This window comes from Nesterenkonia lutea, from assembly GCF_014873955.1.
GTDB classification, from domain to species: domain Bacteria; phylum Actinomycetota; class Actinomycetes; order Actinomycetales; family Micrococcaceae; genus Nesterenkonia; species Nesterenkonia lutea.
The window spans coordinates 542,739-568,243 of the sequence record NZ_JADBED010000001.1 but is presented as its reverse complement, the minus strand read 5'-3'; the positions used below and the strand labels follow the sequence as shown (position 1 = coordinate 568,243).

General features: G+C 61.5%; 20 protein-coding genes. 16 read left to right on the top strand and 4 right to left on the bottom strand.

The window, feature by feature from the left end; all coding sequences use genetic code 11:
- The first annotated feature begins 136 nt into the window (after positions 1-136).
- Positions 137-1,462 (top strand): D-glucuronyl C5-epimerase family protein, encoded by a 1,326-nt coding sequence (locus H4W27_RS02665; protein ID WP_192594557.1) that lies wholly within the window; start codon positions 137-139, stop codon positions 1,460-1,462.
- Here H4W27_RS02665 and H4W27_RS02660 read toward each other — a convergent pair.
- Positions 1,425-2,930 carry a hypothetical protein gene (locus tag H4W27_RS02660; protein ID WP_192594556.1) on the bottom strand — a complete coding sequence of 502 codons (1,506 nt, stop codon included), beginning with the start codon at positions 2,928-2,930 and terminating at the stop codon, positions 1,425-1,427. The two genes, H4W27_RS02665 and H4W27_RS02660, sit on opposite strands and share 38 nt — an antisense overlap.
- A 376-nt stretch (positions 2,931-3,306) precedes the next feature.
- On the opposite strand from H4W27_RS02660, the gene wecB reads away from it, so the two are divergent.
- The 7 genes from wecB to H4W27_RS02625 all read left to right on the top strand — a co-directional run bounded on the left by wecB (position 3,307) and on the right by H4W27_RS02625 (position 13,110).
- The gene (gene wecB, locus H4W27_RS02655; RefSeq protein ID WP_192594555.1) at positions 3,307-4,380 is read left to right on the top strand and encodes a non-hydrolyzing UDP-N-acetylglucosamine 2-epimerase; all 1,074 of its coding nucleotides are present in this window, start codon (positions 3,307-3,309) and stop codon (positions 4,378-4,380) included.
- A gap of 493 nt (positions 4,381-4,873) precedes the next feature.
- Positions 4,874-6,358, top strand: a complete 1,485-nt coding sequence (locus tag H4W27_RS02650; RefSeq protein WP_192594554.1) for a glycosyltransferase — start codon at positions 4,874-4,876, stop codon at positions 6,356-6,358.
- 338 nt (positions 6,359-6,696) lie between these two features.
- Positions 6,697-8,448 carry an adenine nucleotide alpha hydrolase family protein gene (locus H4W27_RS02645; RefSeq protein ID WP_192594553.1) on the top strand — a complete coding sequence of 584 codons (1,752 nt, stop codon included), beginning with the start codon at positions 6,697-6,699 and terminating at the stop codon, positions 8,446-8,448.
- 671 nt (positions 8,449-9,119) lie between these two features.
- Positions 9,120-10,409, top strand: a complete 1,290-nt coding sequence (locus H4W27_RS02640; RefSeq protein ID WP_192594552.1) for a nucleotide sugar dehydrogenase — start codon at positions 9,120-9,122, stop codon at positions 10,407-10,409.
- A gap of 23 nt (positions 10,410-10,432) precedes the next feature.
- Positions 10,433-11,029 (top strand): acyltransferase, encoded by a 597-nt coding sequence (locus H4W27_RS02635; RefSeq protein WP_192594551.1) that lies wholly within the window; start codon positions 10,433-10,435, stop codon positions 11,027-11,029.
- Positions 11,026-12,117: a DegT/DnrJ/EryC1/StrS family aminotransferase gene (locus tag H4W27_RS02630; protein ID WP_192594550.1), complete on the top strand. Its 1,092-nt coding sequence runs from the start codon at positions 11,026-11,028 to the stop codon at positions 12,115-12,117. The genes H4W27_RS02635 and H4W27_RS02630 overlap by 4 nt, the downstream gene beginning before the upstream one ends.
- Entirely contained in the window at positions 12,118-13,110 is a 993-nt protein-coding gene (locus H4W27_RS02625) for a Gfo/Idh/MocA family protein (RefSeq protein WP_192594549.1), read from the top strand.
- Between the two features lie 242 nt (positions 13,111-13,352).
- Here the strand turns inward: H4W27_RS02625 and H4W27_RS13795 are convergent, their stop codons facing one another.
- Genes H4W27_RS13795 through H4W27_RS02610 form a run of 3 tightly spaced genes read right to left on the bottom strand, consistent with a single transcriptional unit; the run spans position 13,353 to position 16,551 of the window.
- On the bottom strand, positions 13,353-14,075 hold the full coding sequence (locus H4W27_RS13795; RefSeq protein ID WP_192594548.1) for a CPBP family intramembrane glutamic endopeptidase: 723 nt from the start codon (positions 14,073-14,075) through the stop codon (positions 13,353-13,355).
- On the bottom strand, positions 14,072-14,800 hold the full coding sequence (locus H4W27_RS02615) for a cysteate racemase (protein ID WP_192594547.1): 729 nt from the start codon (positions 14,798-14,800) through the stop codon (positions 14,072-14,074). Before H4W27_RS02615 ends, H4W27_RS13795 begins: the two co-directional genes overlap by 4 nt.
- Before the next feature lie 59 nt (positions 14,801-14,859).
- A complete protein-coding gene (locus tag H4W27_RS02610; RefSeq protein ID WP_192594546.1) occupies positions 14,860-16,551 on the bottom strand; it encodes a TIGR01906 family membrane protein in 1,692 nt (563 codons plus the stop codon).
- Positions 16,552-16,734: 183 nt separating this feature from the next.
- On the opposite strand from H4W27_RS02610, the gene H4W27_RS02605 reads away from it, so the two are divergent.
- The 8 genes from H4W27_RS02605 to H4W27_RS02570 all read left to right on the top strand — a co-directional run bounded on the left by H4W27_RS02605 (position 16,735) and on the right by H4W27_RS02570 (position 25,489).
- Positions 16,735-17,514: an IclR family transcriptional regulator gene (locus H4W27_RS02605; protein ID WP_192594545.1), complete on the top strand. Its 780-nt coding sequence runs from the start codon at positions 16,735-16,737 to the stop codon at positions 17,512-17,514.
- A gap of 251 nt (positions 17,515-17,765) precedes the next feature.
- The gene (locus tag H4W27_RS02600; protein ID WP_192594544.1) at positions 17,766-19,049 is read left to right on the top strand and encodes a substrate-binding domain-containing protein; all 1,284 of its coding nucleotides are present in this window, start codon (positions 17,766-17,768) and stop codon (positions 19,047-19,049) included.
- 2 nt (positions 19,050-19,051) lie between these two features.
- Positions 19,052-20,638 carry a sugar ABC transporter ATP-binding protein gene (locus H4W27_RS02595; RefSeq protein ID WP_192594543.1) on the top strand — a complete coding sequence of 529 codons (1,587 nt, stop codon included), beginning with the start codon at positions 19,052-19,054 and terminating at the stop codon, positions 20,636-20,638.
- Entirely contained in the window at positions 20,622-21,620 is a 999-nt protein-coding gene (locus H4W27_RS02590) for an ABC transporter permease (protein ID WP_192594542.1), read from the top strand. Before H4W27_RS02595 ends, H4W27_RS02590 begins: the two co-directional genes overlap by 17 nt.
- On the top strand, positions 21,617-22,654 hold the full coding sequence (locus H4W27_RS02585; RefSeq protein ID WP_192594541.1) for an ABC transporter permease: 1,038 nt from the start codon (positions 21,617-21,619) through the stop codon (positions 22,652-22,654). The genes H4W27_RS02590 and H4W27_RS02585 overlap by 4 nt, the downstream gene beginning before the upstream one ends.
- 53 nt (positions 22,655-22,707) lie before the next feature.
- Entirely contained in the window at positions 22,708-23,274 is a 567-nt protein-coding gene (locus tag H4W27_RS02580; protein WP_192594540.1) for a hypothetical protein, read from the top strand.
- Complete coding sequence (locus H4W27_RS02575; protein ID WP_192594539.1) at positions 23,274-24,365, top strand: Zn-dependent alcohol dehydrogenase; 1,092 nt, start codon at positions 23,274-23,276, stop codon at positions 24,363-24,365. The genes H4W27_RS02580 and H4W27_RS02575 overlap by 1 nt, the downstream gene beginning before the upstream one ends.
- Before the next feature lie 149 nt (positions 24,366-24,514).
- Positions 24,515-25,489, top strand: coding sequence for an AraC-like ligand-binding domain-containing protein (locus tag H4W27_RS02570; RefSeq protein WP_192594538.1), 975 nt, complete (start codon positions 24,515-24,517; stop codon positions 25,487-25,489).
- Positions 25,490-25,505: the final 16 nt, after the last annotated feature.

Sequence of the window (25,505 nt, the reverse complement as noted above, 5' to 3'; positions counted from 1 at the left end):
ACCGAAGGAGCCAAAACGGTATGCAGACCCGTAGGACGCAGCACTGGGATGAATGGGATCGTTGTTCACGCTCGGCGTTTCAATGGAGAACGCGTAAGGCCCGGGGTAAGCCGGGGGGAATTGGGAGACAAGCAAAGTGAATGAGAACACCGAGTACATGACCAACGAGGCCGAGCTGGGTTTTCCACCTCTGCAGTCTTCGCGCAGAGCGGTATGGACGTACTACAGGATCGAGTTCCTTGCGGACGGCTACCCGGGGCGCAGAACGGAGGGGGAGCTCTTTGCCCACCCGATCTATGGTCCATACGTGATCGCGGACTACGTGCACCAGTACAAGACGACCAAGGACCAAGTTTACCTCGACGCTGCATGCAGAGTAGCCGAGGCCGCCATCGCCCGCATGGAGCCCCTGGGGGACGGCCTGGCGTTCATCTACAGCCAGGACAAGGCGAAGGTCTCCAGTAAGAAGGGTGTCTGGTACAGCGGACTCACGCAGGCCCGCTACATCGACGTCTTCAACAAACTGCTCTCGCAGCCTGGCACCGCCCGTTTCCGTGAGGCGCTCTCGGGCATCCTGGCCAGCCTCTCCGTCCCCGTTGAGGCCGGCGGAATCGCTGCGTCCACTAGCAACGGAGGCCTCATCATCGAGGAGTACCCCTCACTCGCCCCGGACTGCACACTGAACGGATGGACGACTGCCACTTGCATCCTCCTCGATTACGCGAAAACCCATGATGACGAGTATGCATGGGATTTGTTTCACCGCTCGGTGAGCGGCCTTGAAAGTCTTATCCCGCTCTACGACGTCCCCGAATACGCAACCTCCCGGTACAAGCTCAAAGGGTCCGCGTCCATAAGCTTGCAGCCTTTTGGCACGGAACTGATCGTGAACAGTGTGCAGGTGAACATGCCCGGCGCAGGGACGTTCGACGCCAACTCGGACGTCGACCCTGGCGGGGCAGCGCTGGCGCTCGGTCCGCGCAAGGTCAACGAAGGGGACAGGAAGCCTTTCAAGGTAGATCTCAGCCGACAAACCTTCCCCAAACCGAATACCGTCCTGTTTACGGTGGAGTCACACAGCGAAGGTACCGTGCAAGGCTTCATCGGAGACAACGTGTACAACCCGTTAACGGGGTTCCTACGGCCCGCGGTCGACAACTATCTCGGCACCTTTCCGGTGCAGGAAGGAACCAACGTCATCGAGGTCTCCATCCCGTGGACCGAAGCAGAGCTCATTGCCTATCCGACGAACTTCGGAAAATCCATTGCGGGCCGCCAGTTCAATCAGTACCACTGGATCCATGTCGACACGCTCTCGAAAATCGTTGACGAGACTGGCAGCGACCTCCTTCGGTACTACCGCGACCGGTGGCAGCGCTTCCCGAATAGGTGGGGGAGCATCACGGAATATCAGGACGAGCGGATCACGCTCGAGCGGTTCGATCCGAAGAAGCATAAGTAGGGATACCTGCATTCATGGCGAAGATCTCCGCGGCGGAGAGTACCGTCGCGCCGAAGATTTCCGTCGGGGGGTGGTGGTGCGCCATCGAGTTGATGCGTCGTTTGATGCTGGGGTCCCATGGGGACAGGGTCCCCCAGGCGCCGGCGTAGGCATCTGTGCGGCCGCGCCGAGGGGAGTCCTTCCCATCTCCGGGAAGCCACCGGAGAGTGACGACGCCCTCGCTGTTGGACATGTAATGCCGGCGGAATGACAGCGCGACCGTGCTTAGCAGCCTGTCTGGGACGAGTCTGCTGTCAAAGGCTTTCCACTCTGTCAGGGCTCGTACGCGCATCGTAGCGTGTGAGCTGTCCTCACCTCGCGGTACGGCAGGGACACTCCGTTCGGCCATCGGTTCGTCTCGAGTCACTCCGGAGAAGATTTCGCTGGTGACAGGATAGTAGAACCACGGATGCCGTAACGCCCCGGACCGATAGGCCTCGATCTCGCTGAGGAACCTTCGAGTGAGCGAGGCCCCGTGATTGTGCAGGCTCTTGTCGCCCAGGCGACGGCCGAGGATCAGGAAGGCAGTCGCCGCGTCGACAACGTGGTTGTGTGGTAGCTCGAGGCCGAGCCGCCTGCCGGGGAAGTCTACGGGCGTGATGTACCAAGCCTGACCGGAACGGGTGCGAATTTCGTCGTCATGGAAGAGTAGAGCCCGTTTCCCGGCGGCGAGCAGCTCGCCAGGAGTGATAGTAACGTCTATTGCGTTCGATCCTGCGGACTCGAGTTCTTGGGTGACGCACAACAGGGACCGGACGATCATCCCGGTGTGGACAAAGTGGGCGGCCATCTGGGGCTCTAGAGAGTATTCCCCCGGGATCAGTGAGGTGAGATCGACGGGAGCGGGCAAGCCTCGCACTTGGACCGAGAAGCTGGCGCTGAGCCGTCCCAAGACGTCGGGCAAGTAGTTGTGCTCCTTCGGGAGCAAAGAGACAACGGGGGACGACCAGGTACGGCCACCCTCACGGACAGCCCGGACAATAGCCGTGGTCTCGCTAGGACGTTCGATAATCACGCGGTCAGCAACAGCCTGTATGCGGATCGGTGTGCCGCCGATCGCCCCGACTCTCGCCGTTCCCGCGGTGTAGCGGGAGCCTGCGGACCAAACCGGTCCGCTACATCCCCGCCAGTTCACCAGGCCTAATGCTTCGTCAGTACGCTCAACCATGTGCCGCGCCCAGGTAACGGCTTGTTGCAGGTGCAGCGGGTCGCGGGTCACGCGCCAGGTCAGGCACGCTGCGCGGACGAGCAGAGACATGTCCCAGGCGAAGTGCCCGTTCTCATTAGACCGGTACCCGGGGTTGCACTCAATATCCCCACCCGCCACCTCGAGCCCGCGGCGCGTGATCTGGTCGTAAGCGTCCCGGATATCGGCGGTCCTATGGCTGATCGGCTCAACCGTGTCGAACGATATGGAGTCGTGGTTCATCGCTCTCTTTCGACGGTCGCACCGGGTTGCAGTCGTCCGTTCAGGTGACCGGTGGGGCGAGCTTATCGCACCGAGGGGCCGCAGGGATGCGTCCTAGACCACACCGCACAGTCGTGTTCCTCGTCCCGAATGCACTCAGTTCAAGGTCACATCAGGCACTCCAGTCTATTTCGGGGACCTCCGCTCCCCGGGGCAACGAGGATGCACTGGGAACACCAACGGACTGCTTCGCCAAGACCGATACGCTTCGGCCCGGGGCTTGGACGTCTTCGGAGTAGCTCTTCGGCAACAGAGTCTGTTCTCCGCATTCCTCAGCGGCCATGTAGTCAACCGAGCTTCCTGAAGAATCGAGTCTCCGGTCAGATAGGCTGGGGCCATGCGTATTCTTAGTGTGGTCGGTGCCCGGCCTCAGTTTGTGAAGTTGGCTCCAATAGCATCGGCCATGAAAGGAGAAGCTGAGCATCTCATCGCCCACACGGGTCAGCACTATGATGAACTGATGTCGGACGTTTTTTTCCGAGACCTCGGCATACCCGCACCGGATTTCAATCTTGAGGTTGGATCGGGAGCGCATGGTCGACAAACAGGGACGATGCTGACTGGGCTCGAAGAAGTATTCGGGCAGGTGAATCCTGATTGGGTCCTGGTTTACGGTGATACCAACTCGACTCTCGCAGCAGCACTTGCGGCGGTCAAGATGCATATTCCGGTCGCTCATCTCGAGGCCGGACTTCGGTCATTTAATCGACGGATGCCAGAAGAGCACAACAGAGTTTTGACCGACCACGCAGCCGACCTTCTTCTAGCACCCACTGAAGTTGCGATGACACATCTAGCGTCCGAAGGTCTTGCAGACCGTAGTGTGCTTGTAGGTGATGTCATGACGGACGTGCTTTTCCTGACGCGCAGCAAGGGCGACTACGAACCAGGACCGCCCACAGGACTCGAACCCGGCGCATACTACGTGGGGACCATCCACCGACCGGACAACACGGACGACCCTGGACGCCTTGGAGCTATCCTCACTGAGCTGTCTCAGCTCGATAAACCTGTCCTACTCCTCGCTCATCCAAGACTACGCGCTTGCGCGGAACAGCACGGCATCCGATTGGATGCTGGGGCTCTGCTGCCAATATCGCCGCTGGCCTACCCTCAACTGATCAACGCGGTTCAACACTCAGCAGGCGTGGTGACGGATTCTGGAGGGCTGCAAAAGGAGGCGTTTCTCCTGCGCGTTCCCTGCACCACGGTGCGCCCAGAAACTGAGTGGGTAGAAACAGTAGACTTAGGCTGGAATGTTCTCGTATCGGAAGACCTAAGCCAGTTGCGCGCCGCAGTCACCAGGCCGCAACCTGTTCCCACGGCTGCAGCGCCGTACGGGTCAGGACAAGCAGCGCAACGCGTCGTTACGGCTCTCCTACAGGGAGCGAGAACGGGACGTAGGGAGTGAGCTTCGCCTACTCAGTAGGCAACGATTGGAGCCCGAGCGAAACTTGCGGTTCCACCCCCGACCACCACGTAGGCGGAAGTCAGGGACGTGCGGTACGTGGCCGATCAACGAGTCGAGGAATCTGTGAGATCAACCAATGGGGAACTTCGTGACATGGCGGTTGCACAAGTTCAGAAGTCCAACACGTTTGACCAGTATTTTCCGGGATCGGTGCGTCTCGTCGCCGATGATATGAAGCTACGTCGGTCTCCAGTCGAGCGACGTTCCCTCCTAGAATCTGAAACGGGCCCCATGGACAGTTCATCGCCACAGTTGCGCGGAGTAACCCCTGTCCCGTTAGGCATGACTCAGTTCCGAGCCGAGCGTCTCCCGCTAGATGCGACACTAGCCGTTGGAGGACGCGTGGAGTTCAAACCATTCCGTGGCAACAAGCATCGTGCACTTGGTTTGGTGGCTGTCCTGGTAACCGTTCGTCGGAACCGAAAGCCCCATCATGCTTGAGACGAAACACGGACAGGCCCCCGCTAGAAGGAAGCGTGTCGTTGTTGTGGCTATGAAGCCGCAGATTCGAGGGCGCATACGACGCAACATCATTACGTTCCTTGAGATGGGCACCGAGGTCATCATCGTTAACTCGCGACCCCGTGACGATTTCCTCGTCGGGCTAGAGCATCCGAATCTCCGTGTGGAATTCCTAGATCCGAAGTCTCTTTCCGTTAGGTATACCAACTGGGTTACTATTCAGAATCGAGAAAGACGCGCAAGATGGGATGCAGAGAAAGCAGCGTCAGTCCTGCGAAGATCCCAAAAAGCAAACCGCCCAAGGATTGCACACTCGGCCCCCTCGGTGCTCCAACCACTCGTCGAAGTGCTTACGTCTAAGCGCGCCGTTCGCACGGGCCGCTTCTTTCTGCGTACCTGGAGACGCACGCGCAGGCGGTTCATCCGCACGGGGCGTGCACTCAGGAAACTTCGCGACACGCGGGCACGCGCTCTTTTCCGAGTGTTTCACCGGATCAACAGGTTCGTCGAGTTCTGGAATCTGTCTGCACGTTACGTACAAGGACTGTCGCCCGATCTCGTGGTCAGCTCGGACCTCCCGGGACTCGTCGGGGCAAACATTGCAGCTACGCGCCTACGGCGTCCTCACCTGCACGACTGTCACGAGTTGTATCTGGAAAGCACGTCGTTCAAGGGATACGAGAAGCGACTGCTTCAACCTATCGAAGCTCTGTTCATGCGTCGAGCAGACAGCGTCGTCGTTGTGAACCAGTCCATCCGGGACGTCTACCGGGATCGCTACGGAGTGGAGGGGACGGTGCTGCGGAACTGCGGGCCTGCCGTTCCACAAGATACCTTGGACAGCCCTGTGGACATCCACCAACTGCTTGACCTCCCGCGCGGTGCGTCGATTGTGCTTTACCAAGGTGGTCTTGCACAGGGGCGAGGACTTGACGTCCTTGTCGCGGCTTCGGCCGACTTCCCCGAAGGCGCACATACGGTCCTTGTGGGGAGCGGCCGCGAACGGGAGTCACTGGGGAGACAGGTCGAAGAATTAGGCCTCGTAGACCGTGTGCACTTCATTCCAGCCGTGTTGCCGCACGAACTCGCGGGATACACGGCCGCAGCAGCAGTCGGGGTTATTCCTTATCAGCCAGTGTCGACCAACAACTTCCTGGCCCTGCCTAACAAGGTTTTCGAGTACACCGGCGCGGGAATCCCATTCGTGGCGTCTGATCTGCCGGAATTGCGGCGCATCGCACGAGACGAGGGGTGCGCAGCGGTCTACGACCCCTTTGACCCTCAGGGGTTAGCTGCCGCCGTGACAAAGATTCTCACTCCTTCGGATCGCGAGATGTACCGGCGCGCGGCTGCGGAATTTGGGCGCTGTAACACATGGGAACGCGAGAGACTGATCCTGATTTCTGAAGCCGAGCGCATTGCAGGCACACTCGCAACCGCCACCAAGGACGCCTGACCGTCGCAGAGAGCTCAATTTGAGGATAAGTATCGGGCGATTACGGACACTGTATGTCCTGGGGGTCGTGCCCCCTCTACGATAGGGCCCTGTGGCGCCACCTAGCCGAAACCCGTCTCCCGAGACCACCCAAGGGATAAGGAATAGACCCTCGTCCGACCTGCTGTATTAGACGGTATGTAGCAGCTCCTTGCGGTCTGCGAGGGGTTGCGGGCCTGGGCCTCACTCACAGGGATTGGTGGGTTACCGAACAAGACACTGTGGAAGGTTACATCTGACTGACTGGCAAGTCCCCGTGCCGCGAGAGGCACCGTGCGAGTGAAAGGCGATGATCGACAGTGAACGTCAACTTTTGCGTGGCCGCGCTCTCGCAGCGCGGGCGCAACCTCCTGCCGGCGATCTGGGAAGAAGCGCTCCGCCGAGGCGGGGAAGCGTACGACACAACGAACGGCGCCAGCCTCGTGACCGAAGACCGAGCGGTGTTCAACGCCCGAGCGGCCGACGGGATCTGGAAGGCGCCGACCTGGATTGAGTCCGATGGCGATGTACTCGCGCTCTCCCAACCACCGGTCTCGTACGTCGAGGAAGTCGCGGAGGAAGCGTGGACCGAGTGGACGTTGCGCACGCTACGGGATGACGCTGGTCGGCGGTCGGTGCACCCCGGATACTTTGGAATCCAACTGAGCCGCGACGGTAGTCTCGAAGCCTGGAACGACCTCTTCGGCTTCGGCCGCAGCTACTACGTCCACAATGACGATTTCGTGGTGGTCGGCAACCAGATCGCCATGGTTTCGCTGTTCTGCTCCGAGCCGCTCACGGTCGACGAGTACGGTTGTGACGTCCAAGCCCAAATCGGCTTCTGGCCGGAGAACAACTCCCCGATGGAACAGATCACCCGCCTCGGTGCCGCCGAAGTCGTCTCCGTTAGCGCCGATGGAGTGGCTCACCGGCGTACCTACTCCTCCCCCAAGGAATGGTTCGGGTACCGTGAGGTCGAGCCCGACTTTCAGGCCGTCGCCGATTCCTTGCGGCTGTCCGCCTCGAACTGTGGTGCGATCGCGGTGGAGCCTCCCGCGGTCCACTTGTCTGGCGGACAGGACTCACGGGTGACCGCCGCCGCTTGGATCGCAGGCGGCAAACCGGCCCGTGTCATCACCAACGGGACGTTGCCAGGCGAGGTTGCCATCGCGCAGCAACTGATGGACGCTCTCGACGAGAAGATCTCGCTCGAGGACCGCGGGATCACGTACAAGATCAAGGAGTCGAACGTCGCGGAGTACGCTGAGTTCTCCATGGAGGACCGCCTACGGACCGCGATGCTGATGTGGGATGGCGACTTCGCGACGGGTAACCTCAAGGGCCCCGTTCGCATGCCCCCTAGGCGCGGCCGCCTCACGATCGGCGGTGCCAATGGCGAGGTAATGCATGGAATCCACTACGCGACCGAGGCAACGCTGGAAGCGGTTAGGAAGCTCAGTCATCCTGTTGACAAGCTCTTCAAACAATTTCCGGGACGCTACAATACCGCCGAGTCCAGGCCGAACGCCGTGGCGTATCTCGAGCGGTGCAAGCAGTTCACGATAGACATGGGGCACACTGACGCGACCGCTCTGAACGTGTTCCAAATGACATCGAAATACCGCCGGTGGATCAACAACCAGATGGGTGCCGCGTATTTCATCCTGCTCCTCAACCCCGTCTTCGTCCGGACCAGCTTGGATCTCACGCCCGAGCAGCGCGTCGACCGGCTGATGCAACGCAAGCTCGCCGGGGCGCTGATCCCCAGCTGGGAGGATATCCCCTACTACAAGTCGACGCTCGCGGAGTCGACAACGATCAACAAGGCCAAGGCGAACCGAAGCTGGGAGACTGCGCCCGGTTACATGGAGCACCTACTGCAGGACCGTTCGCGCTGGAAGCGATACTTCGATCCGGCGAAGATGCACGAGCTTGAGGAAGCCGTGTACATGGGGGAAGGGCACCGGGGCCACGAGACAATCCTGCACCACGCCTACACGCTGGATGCCATCCCCGACCACGTCGCCCACCTCGAGCACATGCGTCGGGCACTCTGGGCTCGTGTCTCTTGATCTGGCCTGACTGCGCCAGGCAAAGGTAACGGAGCGTCGAATCATCCTGGGTCGCGTTTGGTGGAGCCATCGGCCGCAGTACGCACAGCGACTACCACTAGGGCGCGCCAGGACAGGTTCGTCTTCGTCGTCGCGGCCGCGAGAGATCAGGTAATGCCAAATCTGCCGAGCTACCCGCCTGAGTTCATGGGAAAGATCCTCGAACCAAGCAAGGATCAGTGCCGGGTGTTTCCAAGGGGGCTTGAAAGGGTCGAGTGCGTGGAATGATGTGCCAACTGGTCTGCGCAACTCGAACCGGTAGGCGTCTTGAGCCCCGGTACAGACGTCTCCGCCGGTGTAGATAGTGCCGCAGCACAGCAACAGCATGGAGAGTCTGCGCGGGACGCGCATCGAACCCGGCCGACGGTTCTCTCTGGCCCGTCGAAGGAAGAGAGATAGCCACGTCTCGTCCGGGTGGAGCAGCGGGGCCGGGTGAGCGGCGAGGCCCCCGATAAATGTCGGCTGGCCCGGGTACGGGGTTTCTTGTCCGGTAGCCACGGATTTCTCTCGATGAAGCCCCGAACACAACTCCTCGCAGACTGGGAAGAGCTATTCCGTCCCGTCTAGCGGTAGGCTTAGTTTCTGGAGCCAGGAGCCGCATCGCCCACCTACTTAGAAAAGGTCATTCCACCGTGAAGATAGCTGTCATTGCCCTGGGAAAGATCGGCCTACCACTGGCGGCCCAGTTCGCATCGAAGGGCCATGAAGTGATGGGGGTTGACGTTAACCCCCAGGTCGTCGAATTCGTGAACAATGGCGTAGAGCCGTTCCCCGGCGAGGTCCACCTTCAGCAAAAATTGTCAGAACTGGTCCCCGCGGGCAAGCTGCGGGCCACGACAGACTATGCGGAAGCCGTGCCCGACGCTGATGTGGTTGTGCTAGTCGTCCCGCTTTTCGTTGACAGTGACGCCAAGCCAGACTTTGGTTGGATGGATAGCGCAACAACAGAACTCGCAAAGCACCTGACACCTGGGACGCTCGTCTCTTATGAAACCACGCTCCCTGTCGGGACCACCCGCACGCGGTGGAAGCCGATGCTCGAGGAAGGGTCCGGTCTCCTGGAGGGGAAGGACTTCCATCTAGTCTTCTCACCAGAGAGAGTTCTGACCGGCCGGGTCTTCGAAGACCTGCGTAAGTACCCCAAACTTGTAGGCGGACTGTCAGAGACTGGTACCAAGAGTGCTATCGATTTTTACGAGTCTGTGCTGGATTTCGATGACAGGCCCGACCTTCCCCGAGGTAACGGCGTGTGGGACCTAGGGTCTGCTGAAGCGTCTGAGCTGACCAAACTGGCCGAGACCACCTACCGAGACGTGAACATCGGGCTCGCCAACCAGTTCGCCACTTTCGCGTCCACAGTCGGCATCGACATCTACCAGGTTATTGAAGCGTCCAACTCGCAGCCCTATAGCCATATTCACCAGCCAGGAATCGCAGTCGGTGGCCATTGCATTCCTGTCTACCCGCGCCTTTACCTCTGGAATGATCCTTCCGCCACCGTTGTCCGCGCCGCACGCGAGGCGAACGCCGGTATGCCCGAGTACACCGTGGGCCTGCTTGAAGGCGCTTACGGAGACTTGAGCGGTGCCGTTGTCGTCGTTCTCGGTGCCGCCTACCGTGGCGGAGTTAAGGAGACCGCTTTTTCCGGCGTCTTCGCAACGGTAGATGCGCTGAAGAAGCGAAGTGCGACAGTGTTGGTTCACGACCCGATGTATTCGGACGAAGAACTCAGTGCACTTGGTTTCGTTCCCTACCATCGGGGCGAGCCCGTGGATGCTGCCGTCATCCAGGCCAACCATTCCGAGTACGCCGAACTCACGGCGAAAGACCTTCCGGGTGTGCGGGTCTTGATCGACGGACGTCGCGTGAGTAGTGCGGAAAAATGGGATGGCGTGACGTACCGCGTGATCGGCAGAGCCTGACCGCTGCGGAAACAGGAGACACTATGACTTATATCGCGGATAGCGCCGACGTTTCTGAGCGCGCAACCCTCGGCGAGGGGACCAAGGTTTGGCATCTGGCACAGGTTCGAGAAGACGCCGTCCTGGGTGCGCATTGCATAGTTGGCCGCGGCGCGTATATCGGCACCGGGGTGTCAATGGGGGAAAACTCTAAGGTGCAGAACTACGCACTGGTGTACGAACCTGCCCGGTTAGGCGAGGGAGTGTTCATTGGTCCGGCAGTTGTCCTGACCAATGACACTTACCCCCGCTCTATTTCGCCGGATGGGTCTCTAAAAAGTGCCAACGATTGGACCCCCGTCGGTGTCACTATCGAAGACGGAGCATCTGTGGGAGCGCGAGCTGTCTGCGTAGCGCCAGTGACCATCGGTGCGTGGGCAACTGTCGCAGCCGGTGCAGTGGTGACCAAAGACGTACCGCCGTTCGCACTAGTTGCGGGGGTCCCCGCACGACGGCTTGGCTGGGTGGGCAAGGCTGGACAGCCGCTTTTCGAACGAGATGGGCTGTGGCACTGCCCGGAAACTGGCGAGAAATACAGTGAGAACGAAGAAGCTTTGAAACCGATAGAGGGACAGAAATGAGCACAGGTTTTATCCCAGCAGCGAAGCCCCTCGTCGGCGACGAGGAGCGCGCCGCCGTCGACGCAGTGCTGGTTTCCGGAATGCTGGCCCAGGGAGCGGAAGTTTCCAGTTTTGAGAAGGAGTTCTCGGAAGTTCTCCTAGATGGTCGCTCTTCCGTAGCCGTCAACTCTGGAACATCAGGTCTGCACCTCGGCTTGCTCGCCGCCGGTGTCGGTCCTGGAGATGAAGTCATAGTCCCCTCCTTCACCTTCGCGGCAACGGCGAACTCAGTCGCCCTCACCGGTGCCACCCCCGTATTTGCCGACATTGAACTTGAACACTATTGCCTCGATCTAGATCATGTGGAGTCCCTGATCACGGACGCGACCAAGGGCATCATGCCGGTTCACCTCTACGGTCATCCGGCGAACATCGCAGCTTTCCGACGTCTCGCAGACCGTCGGGACATTAAACTGTTTGAGGACGCTGCGCAGGCCCATGGTGCCGCTCTGGATGGTCAGCGTGTGGGGACATTTGGTGACTTCGCCATGTTTTCGCTCTATCCAACTAAGAACATGACGTCCGGCGAGGGTGGGATGGTCTCGACCGGAGACCCTGTCATTGAAAGAAACCTCCGTCTTTTGCGAAATCAAGGCATGGAACGGCAGTACGAGAACGAACTAGTGGGCTTTAATGCGCGTATGACCGACCTGCACGCGGCTATCGGACGTGTGCAGTTGGGCAAGATCAAGGGTTGGACGGCGCAACGGCAATCAAACGCAGCTTTCTTGACAGCAAACATCCAGGGCGTGCGTACACCCGCAACTGCGCAGGGCGCAGAGCATGTCTTCCACCAGTACACCGTTCGTGTCGACGAAGACCGTGACGGGTTTGCTGCCGCGCTCAAGAAGGAGTACCAGATCGGCAGTGGTGTGTACTACCCCATACCTAACCATCGACTACCGTCCTTCAAACGAGTCGAAGACCTCCCAAACACTGAGATTGCCTCACGAGAGGTGCTATCCCTTCCTGTTCATCCCTCCCTCACCGGTGGTGACCTGGAGCGGATTGTGGTCGCTGTGAACCAACTCGCCGGGGCGGGGGCCTAGATGGCTTTATTGCGCGTGGGCCTTATCGGTCTGGGAATGATGGGACGACATCACGCTCGGGTAATCCGTGAACTCGAGGGTGTGCAGTTGGTCGCCGTTGCTGACGCTTTTGGTGACCCTCATGGGACGGCCGGTGACCTGCCACTTTGCAGGTCAGTGGACGAGTTGATCGCCGAAGGCATCGACATGGCAGTTTGCGCCGTACCTACCGGCCTGCATGAGGAAGTTGGCATTGCCCTTGCTGAAGCCGGAATTCACACGATGGTCGAAAAACCAATCGCCTCAACGATCCAAGGGGGACAGAGGTTGGCGCAGGCCTTCGAGGATGCGGGGTTGGTGGGAGCTGTGGGCCACATCGAGCGCTTTAACCCCGCATTGCAGTCTCTCCGCTCACGGATTGAAAGTGATGACTTAGGCGACGTCTATCAGATCTCGACACGCCGCCAGGGCCCGTTCCCATCTCGCATCGCCGACGTTGGTGTGGTCAAGGACCTCGGTACGCATGACATAGACCTGACGGCGTGGCTCGCCCAATCGCCCTACGCGTCAGTCTCGGCCAGGACGAGCATCCGGTCGGGGCGTCCACATGAGGACATGGTCTCGGCCTCGTGCCAGCTTTCGAATGGTCTGATAACTTCACACCTCGTCAATTGGTTGTCTCCCATTAAAGAGCGACTGACTGTGGTCACGGGTGAAAAGGGGGCATTCGTCGCCGATACCCTGACGGCTGACCTGACGTTCTACGAAAACGGCACCATCAATACGGAGTGGGAAGCTATCTCAAACTTCCGTGGAGTCACCGAAGGCGACGTCACCCGTCTCGCACTGACAAAGCGTGAGCCTCTGAAGGTTGAGCATGAAGCGTTCCGTGACGCCGTTCTCGGTAAACGAAGCACAGTCGTCACCATGCGCGAAGGCTTGAACACACTGCGTGTGGCCGAAGCGATGCTCGAGTCCGCCCAGTCGGGAGCAGCAGTGGACGTGCGCGCATAACCCTAGAGATCAAGCGAGCATTCTTGCCACAGCCGACCAGGTGTTGACAGTTGCGGCAATGACTGACCTTCTGCCGTCTCTGGTCAACGTCGCGAGTGCGGACCAGGCCCGACGTCGTATGAGCCCCTGCAGGATGGCGCGGCGCAGTTCGAGGCCGAACCCGCCTCACAGAATAGAGCTCCCCCTCCCATGGTGGGGCCGCCTCAACTGGACGGCCGCGCTTTCCAGCGACCCCCCGCGGCTTACACCAGCGCGGTGAGGATCGTCGCCGAGGCGATGCAGTTGATCGTCACGTGCAACGCCAGCGGGCCCCAGAGGTTGCGGTGGAAGATACGCAGCAGGGCCAGGCCCAGCCCGAGGGTGAAGAAGTAGGGCACCAGAACCAGCACGGCGTGCACCACTGAGAACAGCGCCGTAGTGACCGCCACCGCCAGGACGACTCCCCACCGGGCCCGGATGCCTCCGAAGAGCAGGCCGCGGAAGAACATCTCTTCCCAGAGCGGGGTCAGTACGGCGATGGCGATGAACGCCAGAACTGCCAGCACAGGGTTGATTCCCACGGCGAAGTCCCCCATGGACCCTCCAGCTTCGCTGTTGGCCCCATCGGTCAGCGCGGCGGTCACCAGCTGTGCGGTGAGCGCCGCGATGATCACCACCGGCACCTGCCAGAGCAGATGCAGCAGCCGCCAGGAGGGCCGGACGAACCCCACGGCCCGCCAGGAAGAGTCCGAGCGCCGGATCAGTCGCCCTAGGGCAGCCAGGACCACCACGGAGTGGACGATCACCGCCAGCACGATCGCCGGGACCGCGAGCTGATCGGGCTCCTCGGGGATGAACAGCAGTCCGAGCGTCCCGCCGAAGACCACGGCGGTGATCCCGATGATCCACAGCGCGGCGCGCAGGGCCAGCTTCAACGAGGGCGCCTGGTCCCCCACTGCCGGCGCACCGGCCGCCGTGGTGGTCACCGGCTGTTCGCCCTGGTCACCACACGGTTAGCGAGCAGCACCGCGGGGTCCACCAGCGGGCGCGGGGACTCCGCGGCGGTCAGAGCCAGCGGAATCTCAGTGCAGGCCGCGACGATCACGTCGGCGCCTTGTTCCACCAGGGACTGCGCCACCCGCACCAGTGAGGCGCGCAGCTCCGACCCTAAGTTCCCGGCCTTCACGGCGTAGATGGCTTCCATGACCGTGTGCTGGTCCGCCGGCTCCGGCACGATCGGTTCCACTCCGTACTCGGCGAGGCTGCGCTGGTAGAGCCCGGCGGTGAGCGTCGCGTCGGTGGCGAGCAGGCCGGCGGCCTTCACATAGGGAAGCGCGCTGAGGTGCTCTGCGGTCACGTCGATCATGGAGATGTACTCGAGGTCCACCTGCTCGCGGACTCGCGGCAGGAACGCATGGGTCCCGTTGCAGGCGGCCACGTAGAAGGCCGCGCCGGCGTCTTTGAGCTGCTGTGCACCCTCCACGAGCTTCGGCGTGGGGTCCTCCCCGTGACCGGCGATCGCCTGAGAGCGGTCGGGCACGGTGGGATCGGCCCAGATCATCACCCGCAGGTGCTGCTGGTCCGTGGCGGCGGGGGTGGCCGCGATCAGCTTGGAATAGAAGTCCACGGTGGCGGCAGGACCCATGCCGCCCAGGATCCCGATGAGGGGACCCTGGGCGGAGGGGTCTGCGGCAGCGTTGTCACTGGTCATCAGCGTTGAGTGTACTCGGGGCACCCAGTGGAGCAGGCGCCGTCGTACCTACGAGGGTCTCAGCCCACCGCGGTGGTGGTCTGATCCCGATCGCGGTCACGTCCGCGCTTGCGGCCGCGATCCTGGTCTCGGGTGCGGGTCGGCTCGTCGTGGTAGTCGCCGTTGCCCTGGTTCAGCTCATCGACCAGCTTCGCCTTGCGGCGCTCGTGCACCTCGGCCAGGCGTGCCGCCCTCCGTGCCCGGCGGCGCTTGGTCGGCCAGGTGGCGATGAGCAGGATCACCGAGAACAGCACCGCCAGGGCCACCACGGCGATTCCGGCGTCGATCCAGAACTGCTCGGGGTAGAGCTGGATCAGCGTGGAGTCGGCCGGGAAGGTCCAGGTGCCGTCGGAGAAGAAGATCCGGTGGAACTCGGCGAAGAAGAACTGCCAGTCGATGATCGCCAGCACGGCGACGATGATGATGATGCCCAAGGTCACCCAGGCACCGGCGAAGAGGCCGCGGGCCACTCCCCCGGGGCGCCAGGCGCGCAGCAGCAGCGCCAGAATCAGGGTGATGATCAGCAGGGCCAGGCCGATAAGCATGGCCCAGAGGACCACGAACTTCACGTCCACCATGTGCGAGACCTCGGCCTCGGTGAACAGCGGCTCTCCGCCCGGGGCCAGCTCGGCCAGGTAGCGGGAGTTCGCGAGGTTGGTCAGGAAGTCGGTCCCGTAGGAGCCGTAGACCATCCGGTCGCCCTCATCCATGCTGTACGCGCCCTCGGGGATCCACGGGCGGTTGTACGCCACCCAGAGGAACAGCGGGGAGGCGACCAGCCGCACGGCGGCGACCAGCAGCAGGATCGGGGTGAAGATCGCGATCAGCACCTGGAAGAAGCGGGAGACTCCGCGCTTGGAGCGGGAGACCTCCTCATCCAGGTCCTCATTGGTGATGGACTCGTCCGAGCCGTAGACGGCGTGGGACGGGCTGGCGGCGTGCCGGCGGGAATGATCCACGGAGCCCACACCTGCGGCCGCGCCGGCACCTGCAGCTGTTCCGGTTGCGGCACCTGCGCCGGCACCGGCAGCGGCAGCGGCTCCGGACACTGCGGTGGCGCCGCCGCCAGTGGCGGTGGAGACCACGGCGGTGTCCTGGTCATCAGAGGCGGCTTCGTTCCGGTCCCGACGGCGCTGCTCGCGGCGGCTGAGCTCCGCGGCGTTCTCCGTGGGCTGGCGCGTGTCGGCCGGATCGTTCGTCGCCGAGGTGGGGCCCGGCGTGTTCCGTGACGCATCAGCGGGAGCGCCGGAGGTCCGGCCCGCACCTGCAGCGGTTCCGCCAGCGACGGGGGTCCCTGCCGCGGCTGCTCCGGTGAAGGTGGTGGTGTCCTCGATGGAGCGTGGCTCTCGAGTGGTGCGCACATCATCCAGGGACCGCGTGGCGTTGGGGCTCTCCGCGGCAGTGTCCTGCGGGGCGCGCTGGGCCGGGATGTTCTGTGTGGCGTCGTCGTCGTTGGCCTGATCGTGGCGTCCCGGCGCGGCCTGCTGCTCGCGGGCGGCGGGGATCGCCTGGGTGGCCTGATCGTCGCTGCGCTGATCCGCCGGGGCGGGGGCACTCTGCTGGGCAGGGCGCTGCTCGCGCTCGGCGCTCAGCGTGTCCTCGGGGAAATCAGGCTCTTCGGAGGCAAAGGCTCCGTAGTCCAGGCCTGATTCAAAATCGTCGTTGTCATCGGCGGGCCTGCCGGCCTCGTTCCGTTCGGAATTCGCGCTCATATCTGCCTCTCCACGCATTACTGACTCTAGTCAACAGTATGAGCGCGCTGGCCTCAATGTTGGGAGGAAGCCCGGAGAGTCGGACACGGGCGTGGCGGCGCTGCGGGCGCGGCCGTCGGATCCGGACATCGTGACAGCAGAAGCCCATATCTCATGGACAGGCGCTCCGGTAACATCAGTCCGATGCCCATCGAAGATTCTGCGGAAGCGGAAAGACTCAAGGACGTGCCGAGCGTGCTTCGCCGCTCGGTCGATCTGCTGCGGTGCTTCGATGTCGATGCCGACACTCTCTCAGTGAGCGAGCTGGTGGAGCGCTCTGGTCTGCCCCGCTCGAGTGTGCACCGGTTGGCGATGGACCTCGTGACTCTGGGGTTTCTCACGAGGTCCAGTCGGGCTCGCTACTCCATTGGCGCCCTGATGTTCGAGCTGGGCCACGTCTCGCTCATCCACTCAAGACTTCGCACCTTGGCACAGGTCCACATGACGCGTCTCTACGATGCGAGTGGGGAGAACGTCTTTCTCGGCGTCTTGTCCTCTGACCTTCCCGAATTCGCGGCCATGCTCAACGTCGGCCAGGTGCGGGGACCTCGATCAGTCACTACGAGCGAACGCGAGGGAGCTCGGTCACCCCTGCTCTCCACAGCTCTCGGACGCGCACTTGTCTCCGTCCAGTCTGACGAGTGGGTGGAAGGGTTTCTACAGAAGGCGAAGCGAGACGCTGCGGCCGACCTGGCGAATGCTGAGGACCCTGCCGACGCCATCCAGTTTGTACGCGAGAACGGGTACGCCAAGATCTTCTCCGAAACAACGGTGTCTCTGGCGACCCCCATTCCCTCAAGCGACTCGGCCCCCAATGCCGCGCTGGGCATCGTCGCGGCGCGCGAACGGTGGGATGAGCACCGCCTGGTGCCCCTGCTCAAGACCACTGCTCTCGCCGTAGCGAAGAACATCGCCCGCAAATAGCTTTCGGCGTGACTCTGCTCACACTGCGGAACAAGGCTGGTCGGATCGCGAACGCTAGTACGACAAACCCGCACAGCTCCCTCAACTGCCGCTTTAGGCCTGCCCTGTGTGACTAGCGTGCTCCTTACGGACCTGATCCAGCGCCCCAAGGACGTTCCTCAATCTGCGGGTCACGGACGCGCTGCCCTAGCCCTAGGCCGGTCCATACTGCGCACGCCACCGTGGGCGTGCGCCGAGAGAACGGATCACCCATGACCGAGAACAACGTCGTTCCACCGCGTCGATCCATGCGACGCAGGCTTCCACTGCTCGCATTGCCGGCAGTGCTCGTCCTGTCAGCCTGTGGAGGCGGAGGAACCACCAGCGCCGATGCCGAAACCGGTGCCGGGCAGGATCTCGAAGGCGAGTGCGGTTCAGTTCCCACCGTCGCACCGAATGACCCTGATGGAGTCATCCCGGACTTGCCGGAGAAAATCCAGACCGCATTCAACGGATGGCCGGAAACTATTGAGGCCAGTGCCTGGATGGACCTCGAATCAAAGATTGCCGAAGGGCCGATCACCGTCGGCTACCTGCAGCAGGACTCCGGCAGCCCGGTGGCGGCGGCGCTCTCTGAAGAGATCAATGCCCAGTTCGAGGACTCGAAGTCCAGTGGAGAGGTCGAGAAGCTGCTCGTCGAGACACCCGGCGGCACAGGTGGGCAGCTGACAGCAGCTGACCAGGTGCGCGCGTTCGAGCAGCTCGTCAGCAAGGGAGCGGACATCATCATTGCGCAGCCGCTTTCCGGCGAAGCTCTCGTCGGCGCAGTCAACAGTGCCGGGGAAAAAGGCATCCCCACTGTGACCTTCACGGGACACGTCGCATCGCCCTACGCCATAAACATCACCCCGAACAACTTTGACGCCGTGGCGCAGGCAGTGGCCAAGGGCGCGGAGATGATCGGGGGCGAAGGCAACGCCATGGTCGTCCAGGGCGTCGAGGGCATGACAGTCAGCACGGCCTCGGTCGACACGGCTGGGGAAGTACTTGCACTGTGCCCAGACATCACGCTTGTGGGCACCCCAGCAGGTGATTTCAACGACGCGGCAGCCAAAACTTCGGTCGTGAGCTTCCTCGCCTCCCACCCTGAGGACATCGACCTTGTTTACCAGGTCGCTTCGATGGGCGCCGGCGTCTTCGCTGGCTTTGAGGACGCCGGCCGCGATGACATGCCCGTCGTTGTCGACAACCTTCCCACCGCGGCCTCGCTTGCCTGGTGGGATCAGAAACGGCCGGACGGGTACGAGGGACTGGCTCTTGCGGGAACCGGCGCCCAGTTCGGTGAGGCGCTCTGGGACGTTGCCATCCGCACAATGAACGGTGAGAAGCCGCAGATCAATCAGATCGCGCTGCAGCAGCCTTACATCACGGCAGAGAACGTCGATGAATTCCTGGTGCCGGACGAAGGCGTGACCAGTGCAGCCGAAACCCAGACCGTCGGTTCCCTCCTCGACCCCGAGTACCTCGACGGGTACTTCTCGAACCCCGGAGAGTAAGCATGGCTACGAACGCAACGGCGGGCGGCACAGTGATGCCGCCCGCCTCGGCGGACACCGCCACAGTAATACTCAAAGTTGAGAACCTGACCAAGCGGTTCGGTCCCACTGTCGCCCTGCGTGACGCGTCGATCGAGATTCGTGCGGGTGAGATCCATGCCCTTGTCGGAGAGAACGGTTCCGGCAAATCCACCCTCGTGAAGATCCTCAGCGGCGTTCATACTCCCAACGAGGGCTCGATCACGATCGACGGGAAGGTGCATTCGCGTCTACCTTCACCTCGGGCATCGCAGGCGGCTGGCATCTTCACGGTATTCCAAGAGGTCCTCAGCGCACCCAACCGAAGTGTGCTGGAGAACCTCTGGCTGGGCGTCGACGGGGTTCTCAGAAGCCGAATCTCACACAACGAAAAAGTGACCCGCGCCCGGGCGATCCTCCAGGAGCTGCTCGAAACCCCGCCTTCACTCGACACGCTGGTCGAGGACCTCTCATTGAGTGATCGACAGGTCTGCAGCATCGCGCGCGCCATGTTGCGCAACCCACGCATCCTGATCCTCGATGAGGCCACCTCCGCTCTCGATTTCGACAGCCGCACGCGGCTGTTCGACGTCGTGCGCCGACTTCGCAGCACGGGCGTGGGCATCATCCTGATCACTCACCGCATGGACGAGATCGAAGAGATCGGCGACCAGATCACGGTGCTTCGTTCAGGCGCGACCGTCGGCACGGTCAGCGGTCACGCCTGGACGACCAAACAGCTCGTGGAGATGATGACCGGCGGCGAACACCTGACGCAGCCAACGGCAAGGGCAGAGTCGCGCGTCCGACCGGTCGACGCGCCAGTGCTGCTGCGCACCGAGGAACTGGTGCTGAGTCCCGGCAAAGCCCCTGTCTCCATAGCGATTCGTGCGGGAGAACTTATTGGACTCGCCGGACTTGAAGGCCAGGGTCAAGACACCTTCCTCAAAGCACTTGCGGGCTTGCATCCGGCTCCAGGCCGAGTCCTCAGAGTTCATGACGACGCGGAGACACCGATCACGAGTCATGACCAGGCGCACGCGCAGAGAATCGCCTATGTACCCCGTGAACGACGCGGTGAATCGTTGTACGAGTGGATGTCGATTCTCGACAACTTCGTCGCGCCTACGATCGCCAAGGATGCGGTCCGGGGGTTCATCCGGCCGGAACGCACCTCGAAGCGGTTTGCGAAGTATATCGATCTGCTGCATATCAAGCTTGGTCGATCATCAGACGCGATCGCCACGCTGAGTGGAGGGAATCAGCAGAAGGTCATCATTGCCCGCTGGCTCGCCACCGAGCCACGAGTGCTGCTGCTCAACGATCCAACCCGCGGCATCGACATCAACGCGAAACGCGATCTCTATCGACTGCTCGCTCAGTTGACCTCCGAGGGACTCGCCGTTGTCATGCTCTCGACCGAAGTCGATGAACACATCGAGCTCATGGATCGCGTTTTGGTCTTCAGCGAGCATGCCTGCTCGAACGAGCTTGATCGCAGCAGCCTGACGCGGGAGTCGCTCGTGGCGAGCTTCTTCGGAAAGGAGGCGACCGATGTCTCAACGCATTGAGGTTCGCACGCCAACTTCCCACGCAGCGGGAAACGATGTCTGGGCTCGGGTTCAAGGCTTCCTGCGCCGCTACCCTGCAGCGCTGGCTCTGGTGCTGGCAGCCGTCATGCTCGTGGTGAGCTTCGCGATACAGCCAAATCTCAACCCAGGTCAGCAGTTCGCTTCATTCGCACCGATCGCCCTGGCCGCAATGGCAACGGCCTCGTCAGTGCTTGGTGGAGGAATCGACTTGTCGATCAGCCCGCAGATGACGCTGTCGTCGATCCTTCTGGTCGGCTATCTGACACCTGCCGGACTCGGCGGCTACGAATCGATCTGGATTCTGCTCATCATCGGCGGCATCGTCGGAGGCTTGAACGGCCTCATCATCGTCCTGCTGCGGCTGCCTGCCATGGTTGTGACGCTGGCGATGATGTTCATCATCACAGGCCTCAACCTTCGACTCGCGCCCCGGCCTGTCATTCTCTTTGACGGTTGGGTCATGAATCTTGCGACGTCGGTGTGGATCATCCCCGGGGGCCTGCTGACGATCGGTATCCCGCTCGTGCTGTGGTTATGTCTCTCGAAAACAGCTTTCGGTCGCAACCTGTACGCCGTTGGCGGTAGTGACGCTACTTCATTTTCATCAGGAATAAACGTCCCATTGATACAGATCATGTCGTACGTGGTCGGCGGAATCATTGCCGCTATTGGTGGCTTCGCCCTGACGGGCCTTGTGAGTTCGGTAGACGCAAGCGCCTCCAGCGCCTACATCATCGGTGCGATCACCGCAGTCGCGCTGGGCGGGGTCAGCCTGGGCGGTGGCCGTGGCGGCATGATCGGTGCGATCGCAGGGGCTGCGGTCATATTCCTCGTGCAGAACATGCTGACGATCTTCGGCGTCTCGCAGGTCTGGCTGAACCTTGTCTACGGCGCGCTGCTGCTCTTCGCGATCGTCGCGACTGCGGTGTCTAGTGCCCCAGCGAAGGAGAAGAAATCATGACCATGACGGCGGAAGCTGCTACTGAGTCTGTGCAAGCAGAACCCAACGACTCGCGTCGGAACCGGGGTGCGCTCGACGCGCTCATCCGGCTGCAGTCACGTTTCCCCGTGATACAGCTGCTCATCGCTCTGTTCGCGTTTCTCCTGGGCGCGCTCACTCTGAACGGGTTCGCATCGGCCAACAGCATCAAGACCGTGCTCATCTTGTCCGCCCTGGTGGCGCTGGCCGGAGTCGGGCAGACACTGGTGGTCCTCATCGGCGGCATCGACATGTCGGTCGCAAACTTCCTTGTGGTGGGGGCCGTCATGGTCACCCAGCTCACGGGAACCTACAACATCTCGTTCATCGTCGCGGTCGCCATCCTGATCCCGAGCACCCTCATCCTCGGCGGATTCGTGGGGTGGTTGTGCCACAAATTCAAGATCTCACCACTCGTCGCGACGCTGGCCATGGGCACATTCGCGATCGGCCTCATGCAGATTCAGACCTCGGGCATGATCGCGGGCAGCGTGCCGGAATGGTTAGGCGGCCTCACTTCGACGCAGTCCACCACGTTGGGGCTGCCTTTCCCACCGATCCTTGTGATCTGGGCATTGGTGACCCTTGTCATGGCCGTATTCATCCACCGGACCGTAGCTGGGCGCCGACTGCAGATGACTGGCGCGAATGCGCGCGCAGCACAGTACTCACTCATCAAAGTGCGCCGGATCTGGATAGTCGTCTTCGCGTTCAGCGCCATGCTCGCGGCGATGGCCGGTATTGCGCTCGCAGCATTCTCCGGCACCGTCACCACGTCGATCGGCGGTCCCTACCTGTTCCAGAGCCTCGCGGCGGTCATCATCGGTGGCACCGCTATGGGCGGGCCGGGCGACTACACCCGCACCGTGGTAGGCGCCGTCATGCTCACCGTCATCACAACGGTGTTGATCGGCCATGGGCTCGGCGAGGGCGACCAACAGATCTTCTCAGGACTCATCATCATCATCGCCATGGTCATCTACGGCCGCGGTCGGAAGCTCAGCGATCGCGTCTAGGCGCGGACACAAAGACAGAAATCGATCGTGTGAATTACGAAAGGAACAGCATCATGAATAATGCGGACCCCATCGAGAACTGGCAAGTCTCCCATCTCATCGCTCAGACAAGCGACTCGCTTCTCGAACTCTTCAGCGAGCTGGCACCACCCACTGCTGGCGAACTGGTCGGCGAGTACGCGGGAGTAGACCACTTCGGTCGCACCGAGGAGTCCTTCGCGGCCTCGCTCAGCCGAGTCCAGGGGGGCAACGGCTGGACTTGGCTCGGCAAAGCTTTCCCTGGCACAGAGGGTGGCGACTCCGTCGGCTACAACCGTGTGATCAATGATGACCGCAACGTCGCTCGTCGAGATCGCTTCACCATCTTCTTCGGGACCTCACCGGTTGACACACAGCCAACGCTGTTTCTGAAGTACAGCGATTTTGACAACCCTGCGGGGAATATGGGCCTGCTCGATGAGGTCCGTAAGGTGAATGACCGCCTGTTCATCGGAACGGGACGCCCAGGTGAAGGCACCGGGGACGTTTCGTTCTTCTTCCTGGTCGGTCCGGCAACGCCCTTCGTGGGTGTAGACGATCCGAACAGCGAAATGCTCGTTGCTGCCGGGAATGTCTCCTGATGCGGGCCGCTCTTGTAGCGAGCCCAGGAAACGGGTTCCTCATCGAGGACGCACAGCTGGACGCACCGGCTAGTCACGAGATCATCGTCGATGTGAAAGCAAGTGGTCTCTGCCATAGCGACATCGGCATCGCGGAGGAAGGCCTCGGTTTCCAGATGCCCATCCTTCTCGGCCACGAAGTCGCGGGAGTCGTCGCCGAGGTCGGGGCTGATGTCCGGAATGTTGCCGTCGGAGACCGCATCGTCGTCTGTATGGTGGCGGGCTGCGGGCGCTGCGTGCAATGCCGCAGAGGCCTACCGTTCCGCTGCAAGGAAGTCTCCTCGCTCGAGCGTGGAGCAGGCGAGGCTCCACGCATCACACGCGGCGGAGAGACAGTGACCCAGTTCATGGGAGTCGGGGGCTTCGCTGAGAAAGTCCTCATTCACGAGAACCTTGCGATACCGATCGCTGATGACATTCCCTTCGACATCGCCTGCCTGCTGGGCTGTGGCGTCCTCACCGGCGCGGGTGCGGCCATCAACACGGCTGGTGTACGCCCGGGCGACACAGTGGCGGTCATCGGTTGCGGCGGCGTCGGCCTGAACACCATCCAAGGTGCCCGCCTTGCCGGTGCCTCAAGAGTGATCGCCGTCGACCTGCAGCCGGCCAAGCTGGAACTCGCGCGAAAGTTCGGCGCCACCGACGTGGTGAACTCGGGTGAATCTGATCCCGTGCAGGCCGTCAATGAGCTGACAGGCGGCGGGGTCGACTACTCGTTTGAGGTCGTTGGTTTGAAACCAACAGCGGAACAGGCCGTACGCATGCTCAGCGTCGGGGGCACGGCCCTCTTCATCGGTGTGCAACGGCCCGACACCAAACTCGACCTCGATGTCTTCACTGACGTGATCTGGCCGCAGCGCCGGATGCTCGGCGTCTCGATGGGGTCAGCAAACCCGCACGTAGACATCCCCATGTTTGCCGACCTGTACCGACAGGGCCGTTTTGAGCTGGATGCCCTCGTGTCCGAACGCATCTCGCTTGACGACATTGAAGCGGCGTATGGGCGGGTGGCGGGAGGCTCCGTTGCCCGCGCCGTCATCACGTCCTTCTGAGTCAATCGGGCTCCCGATCGGGGTTTCACCCATCGGGAGCCCGGTTTGTCCCATGGCATGGGAGTTTCCGCAGCGCATGAACTCCACTCGTGGAAGAGTGTGATCAGTATCACCGTCAACTCTGACAGTGTGTGCGAGAAAGCAGAATCATGGAAACGATTAAATACGCGAAGCCACGCAGATCATCGAGCGTGGTGGAGCATTTTGTCGCCTCCATCGAGGCATTCAACAACATCATGAGTCGCAGTCTTGTGCCCATCACAGTCTCGAGCAGACGCTCACAATTCTCTGGTCGAATCCGGATGGCTGAGAGCGAAGGTGTGTCCTGCTTCGATATCACCGCGACTGACCACGTTGCGCAGCGGACCGATGAGGATATCCATGCAACAGAGCCAGGCGACTTTTACAAGTTGTGCATGGTGCTCGCCAACTCTTGCACGGTCATGCAAGACGGACGAGAAGCCACGCTGCAGGCGGGCGACCTGTGCATCTACGACACGACGCGGCCCTACACACTCGTGAGTTCACAGGACACACACATGGTCGTACTCATGTTTCCGCGAACATTGCTTCCGATTCCACCGAGCTCGGTGTGCGGGGTCACCGCGGTGCGGCTGGAAGGGAGCCAAGGATTTCGGCCGATCGTGTCGGCAATTCTGTCGTCAATCATCGAGAACCTCGAGCAGTTCGCAACACCCACCGGACATCGCCTGGCCTACAACGTGGTGGATGTCGTCTCAACGATGCTCGCTGACGCTATCCAGACAGAGACAACTGCAGGGAGCTCTGACGCCCTCATGCCAAAGTTGTGCGAGTACATCGAAAACCACTTGGCAGACCCCGGTCTTTCGCTCACCGAAGTGGCTATCGCCCACTACGTGTCGACGCGGCACGTGCAGGCGCAGTTCCAGCGCAAGAACACCACCATCACGGCGTGGATCCGTGAGCGTCGGCTCGAAATGTGCCGTAGGGACCTTTCTGACCCCATGTTTGCTGATCACTCAGTGTCAGAGATTGCAGCGAGGTGGGGGTTTATCGAACCTTCCTATTTCAGCAAAGTGTTCAAGGCGACATTCGGCTGTAAACCCACCTCATTTCGCGGAGACTACTCTGCTGCCGCCTGATTGCGCGTCTTATCTC

Coding starts and splice junctions, on each gene's coding strand:
- wecB (WP_192594555.1), top strand. CDS start 3,307: ATGCGTATTCTTAGTGTGGTCGGTGCCCGGCCTCAGTTTGTGAAGTTG.
- H4W27_RS02630 (WP_192594550.1), top strand. CDS start 11,026: ATGAGCACAGGTTTTATCCCAGCAGCGAAGCCCCTCGTCGGCGACGAG.
- H4W27_RS02625 (WP_192594549.1), top strand. CDS start 12,118: ATGGCTTTATTGCGCGTGGGCCTTATCGGTCTGGGAATGATGGGACGA.
- H4W27_RS02575 (WP_192594539.1), top strand. CDS start 23,274: ATGCGGGCCGCTCTTGTAGCGAGCCCAGGAAACGGGTTCCTCATCGAG.
- H4W27_RS02610 (WP_192594546.1), bottom strand. CDS start 16,551: ATGAGCGCGAATTCCGAACGGAACGAGGCCGGCAGGCCCGCCGATGAC.
- H4W27_RS02650 (WP_192594554.1), top strand. CDS start 4,874: ATGCTTGAGACGAAACACGGACAGGCCCCCGCTAGAAGGAAGCGTGTC.
- H4W27_RS02635 (WP_192594551.1), top strand. CDS start 10,433: ATGACTTATATCGCGGATAGCGCCGACGTTTCTGAGCGCGCAACCCTC.
- H4W27_RS02585 (WP_192594541.1), top strand. CDS start 21,617: ATGACCATGACGGCGGAAGCTGCTACTGAGTCTGTGCAAGCAGAACCC.
- H4W27_RS02600 (WP_192594544.1), top strand. CDS start 17,766: ATGACCGAGAACAACGTCGTTCCACCGCGTCGATCCATGCGACGCAGG.
- H4W27_RS02595 (WP_192594543.1), top strand. CDS start 19,052: ATGGCTACGAACGCAACGGCGGGCGGCACAGTGATGCCGCCCGCCTCG.
- H4W27_RS02580 (WP_192594540.1), top strand. CDS start 22,708: ATGAATAATGCGGACCCCATCGAGAACTGGCAAGTCTCCCATCTCATC.
- H4W27_RS02570 (WP_192594538.1), top strand. CDS start 24,515: ATGGAAACGATTAAATACGCGAAGCCACGCAGATCATCGAGCGTGGTG.
- H4W27_RS02660 (WP_192594556.1), bottom strand. CDS start 2,930: ATGAACCACGACTCCATATCGTTCGACACGGTTGAGCCGATCAGCCAT.
- H4W27_RS02605 (WP_192594545.1), top strand. CDS start 16,735: ATGCCCATCGAAGATTCTGCGGAAGCGGAAAGACTCAAGGACGTGCCG.
- H4W27_RS02590 (WP_192594542.1), top strand. CDS start 20,622: ATGTCTCAACGCATTGAGGTTCGCACGCCAACTTCCCACGCAGCGGGA.
- H4W27_RS02615 (WP_192594547.1), bottom strand. CDS start 14,800: ATGACCAGTGACAACGCTGCCGCAGACCCCTCCGCCCAGGGTCCCCTC.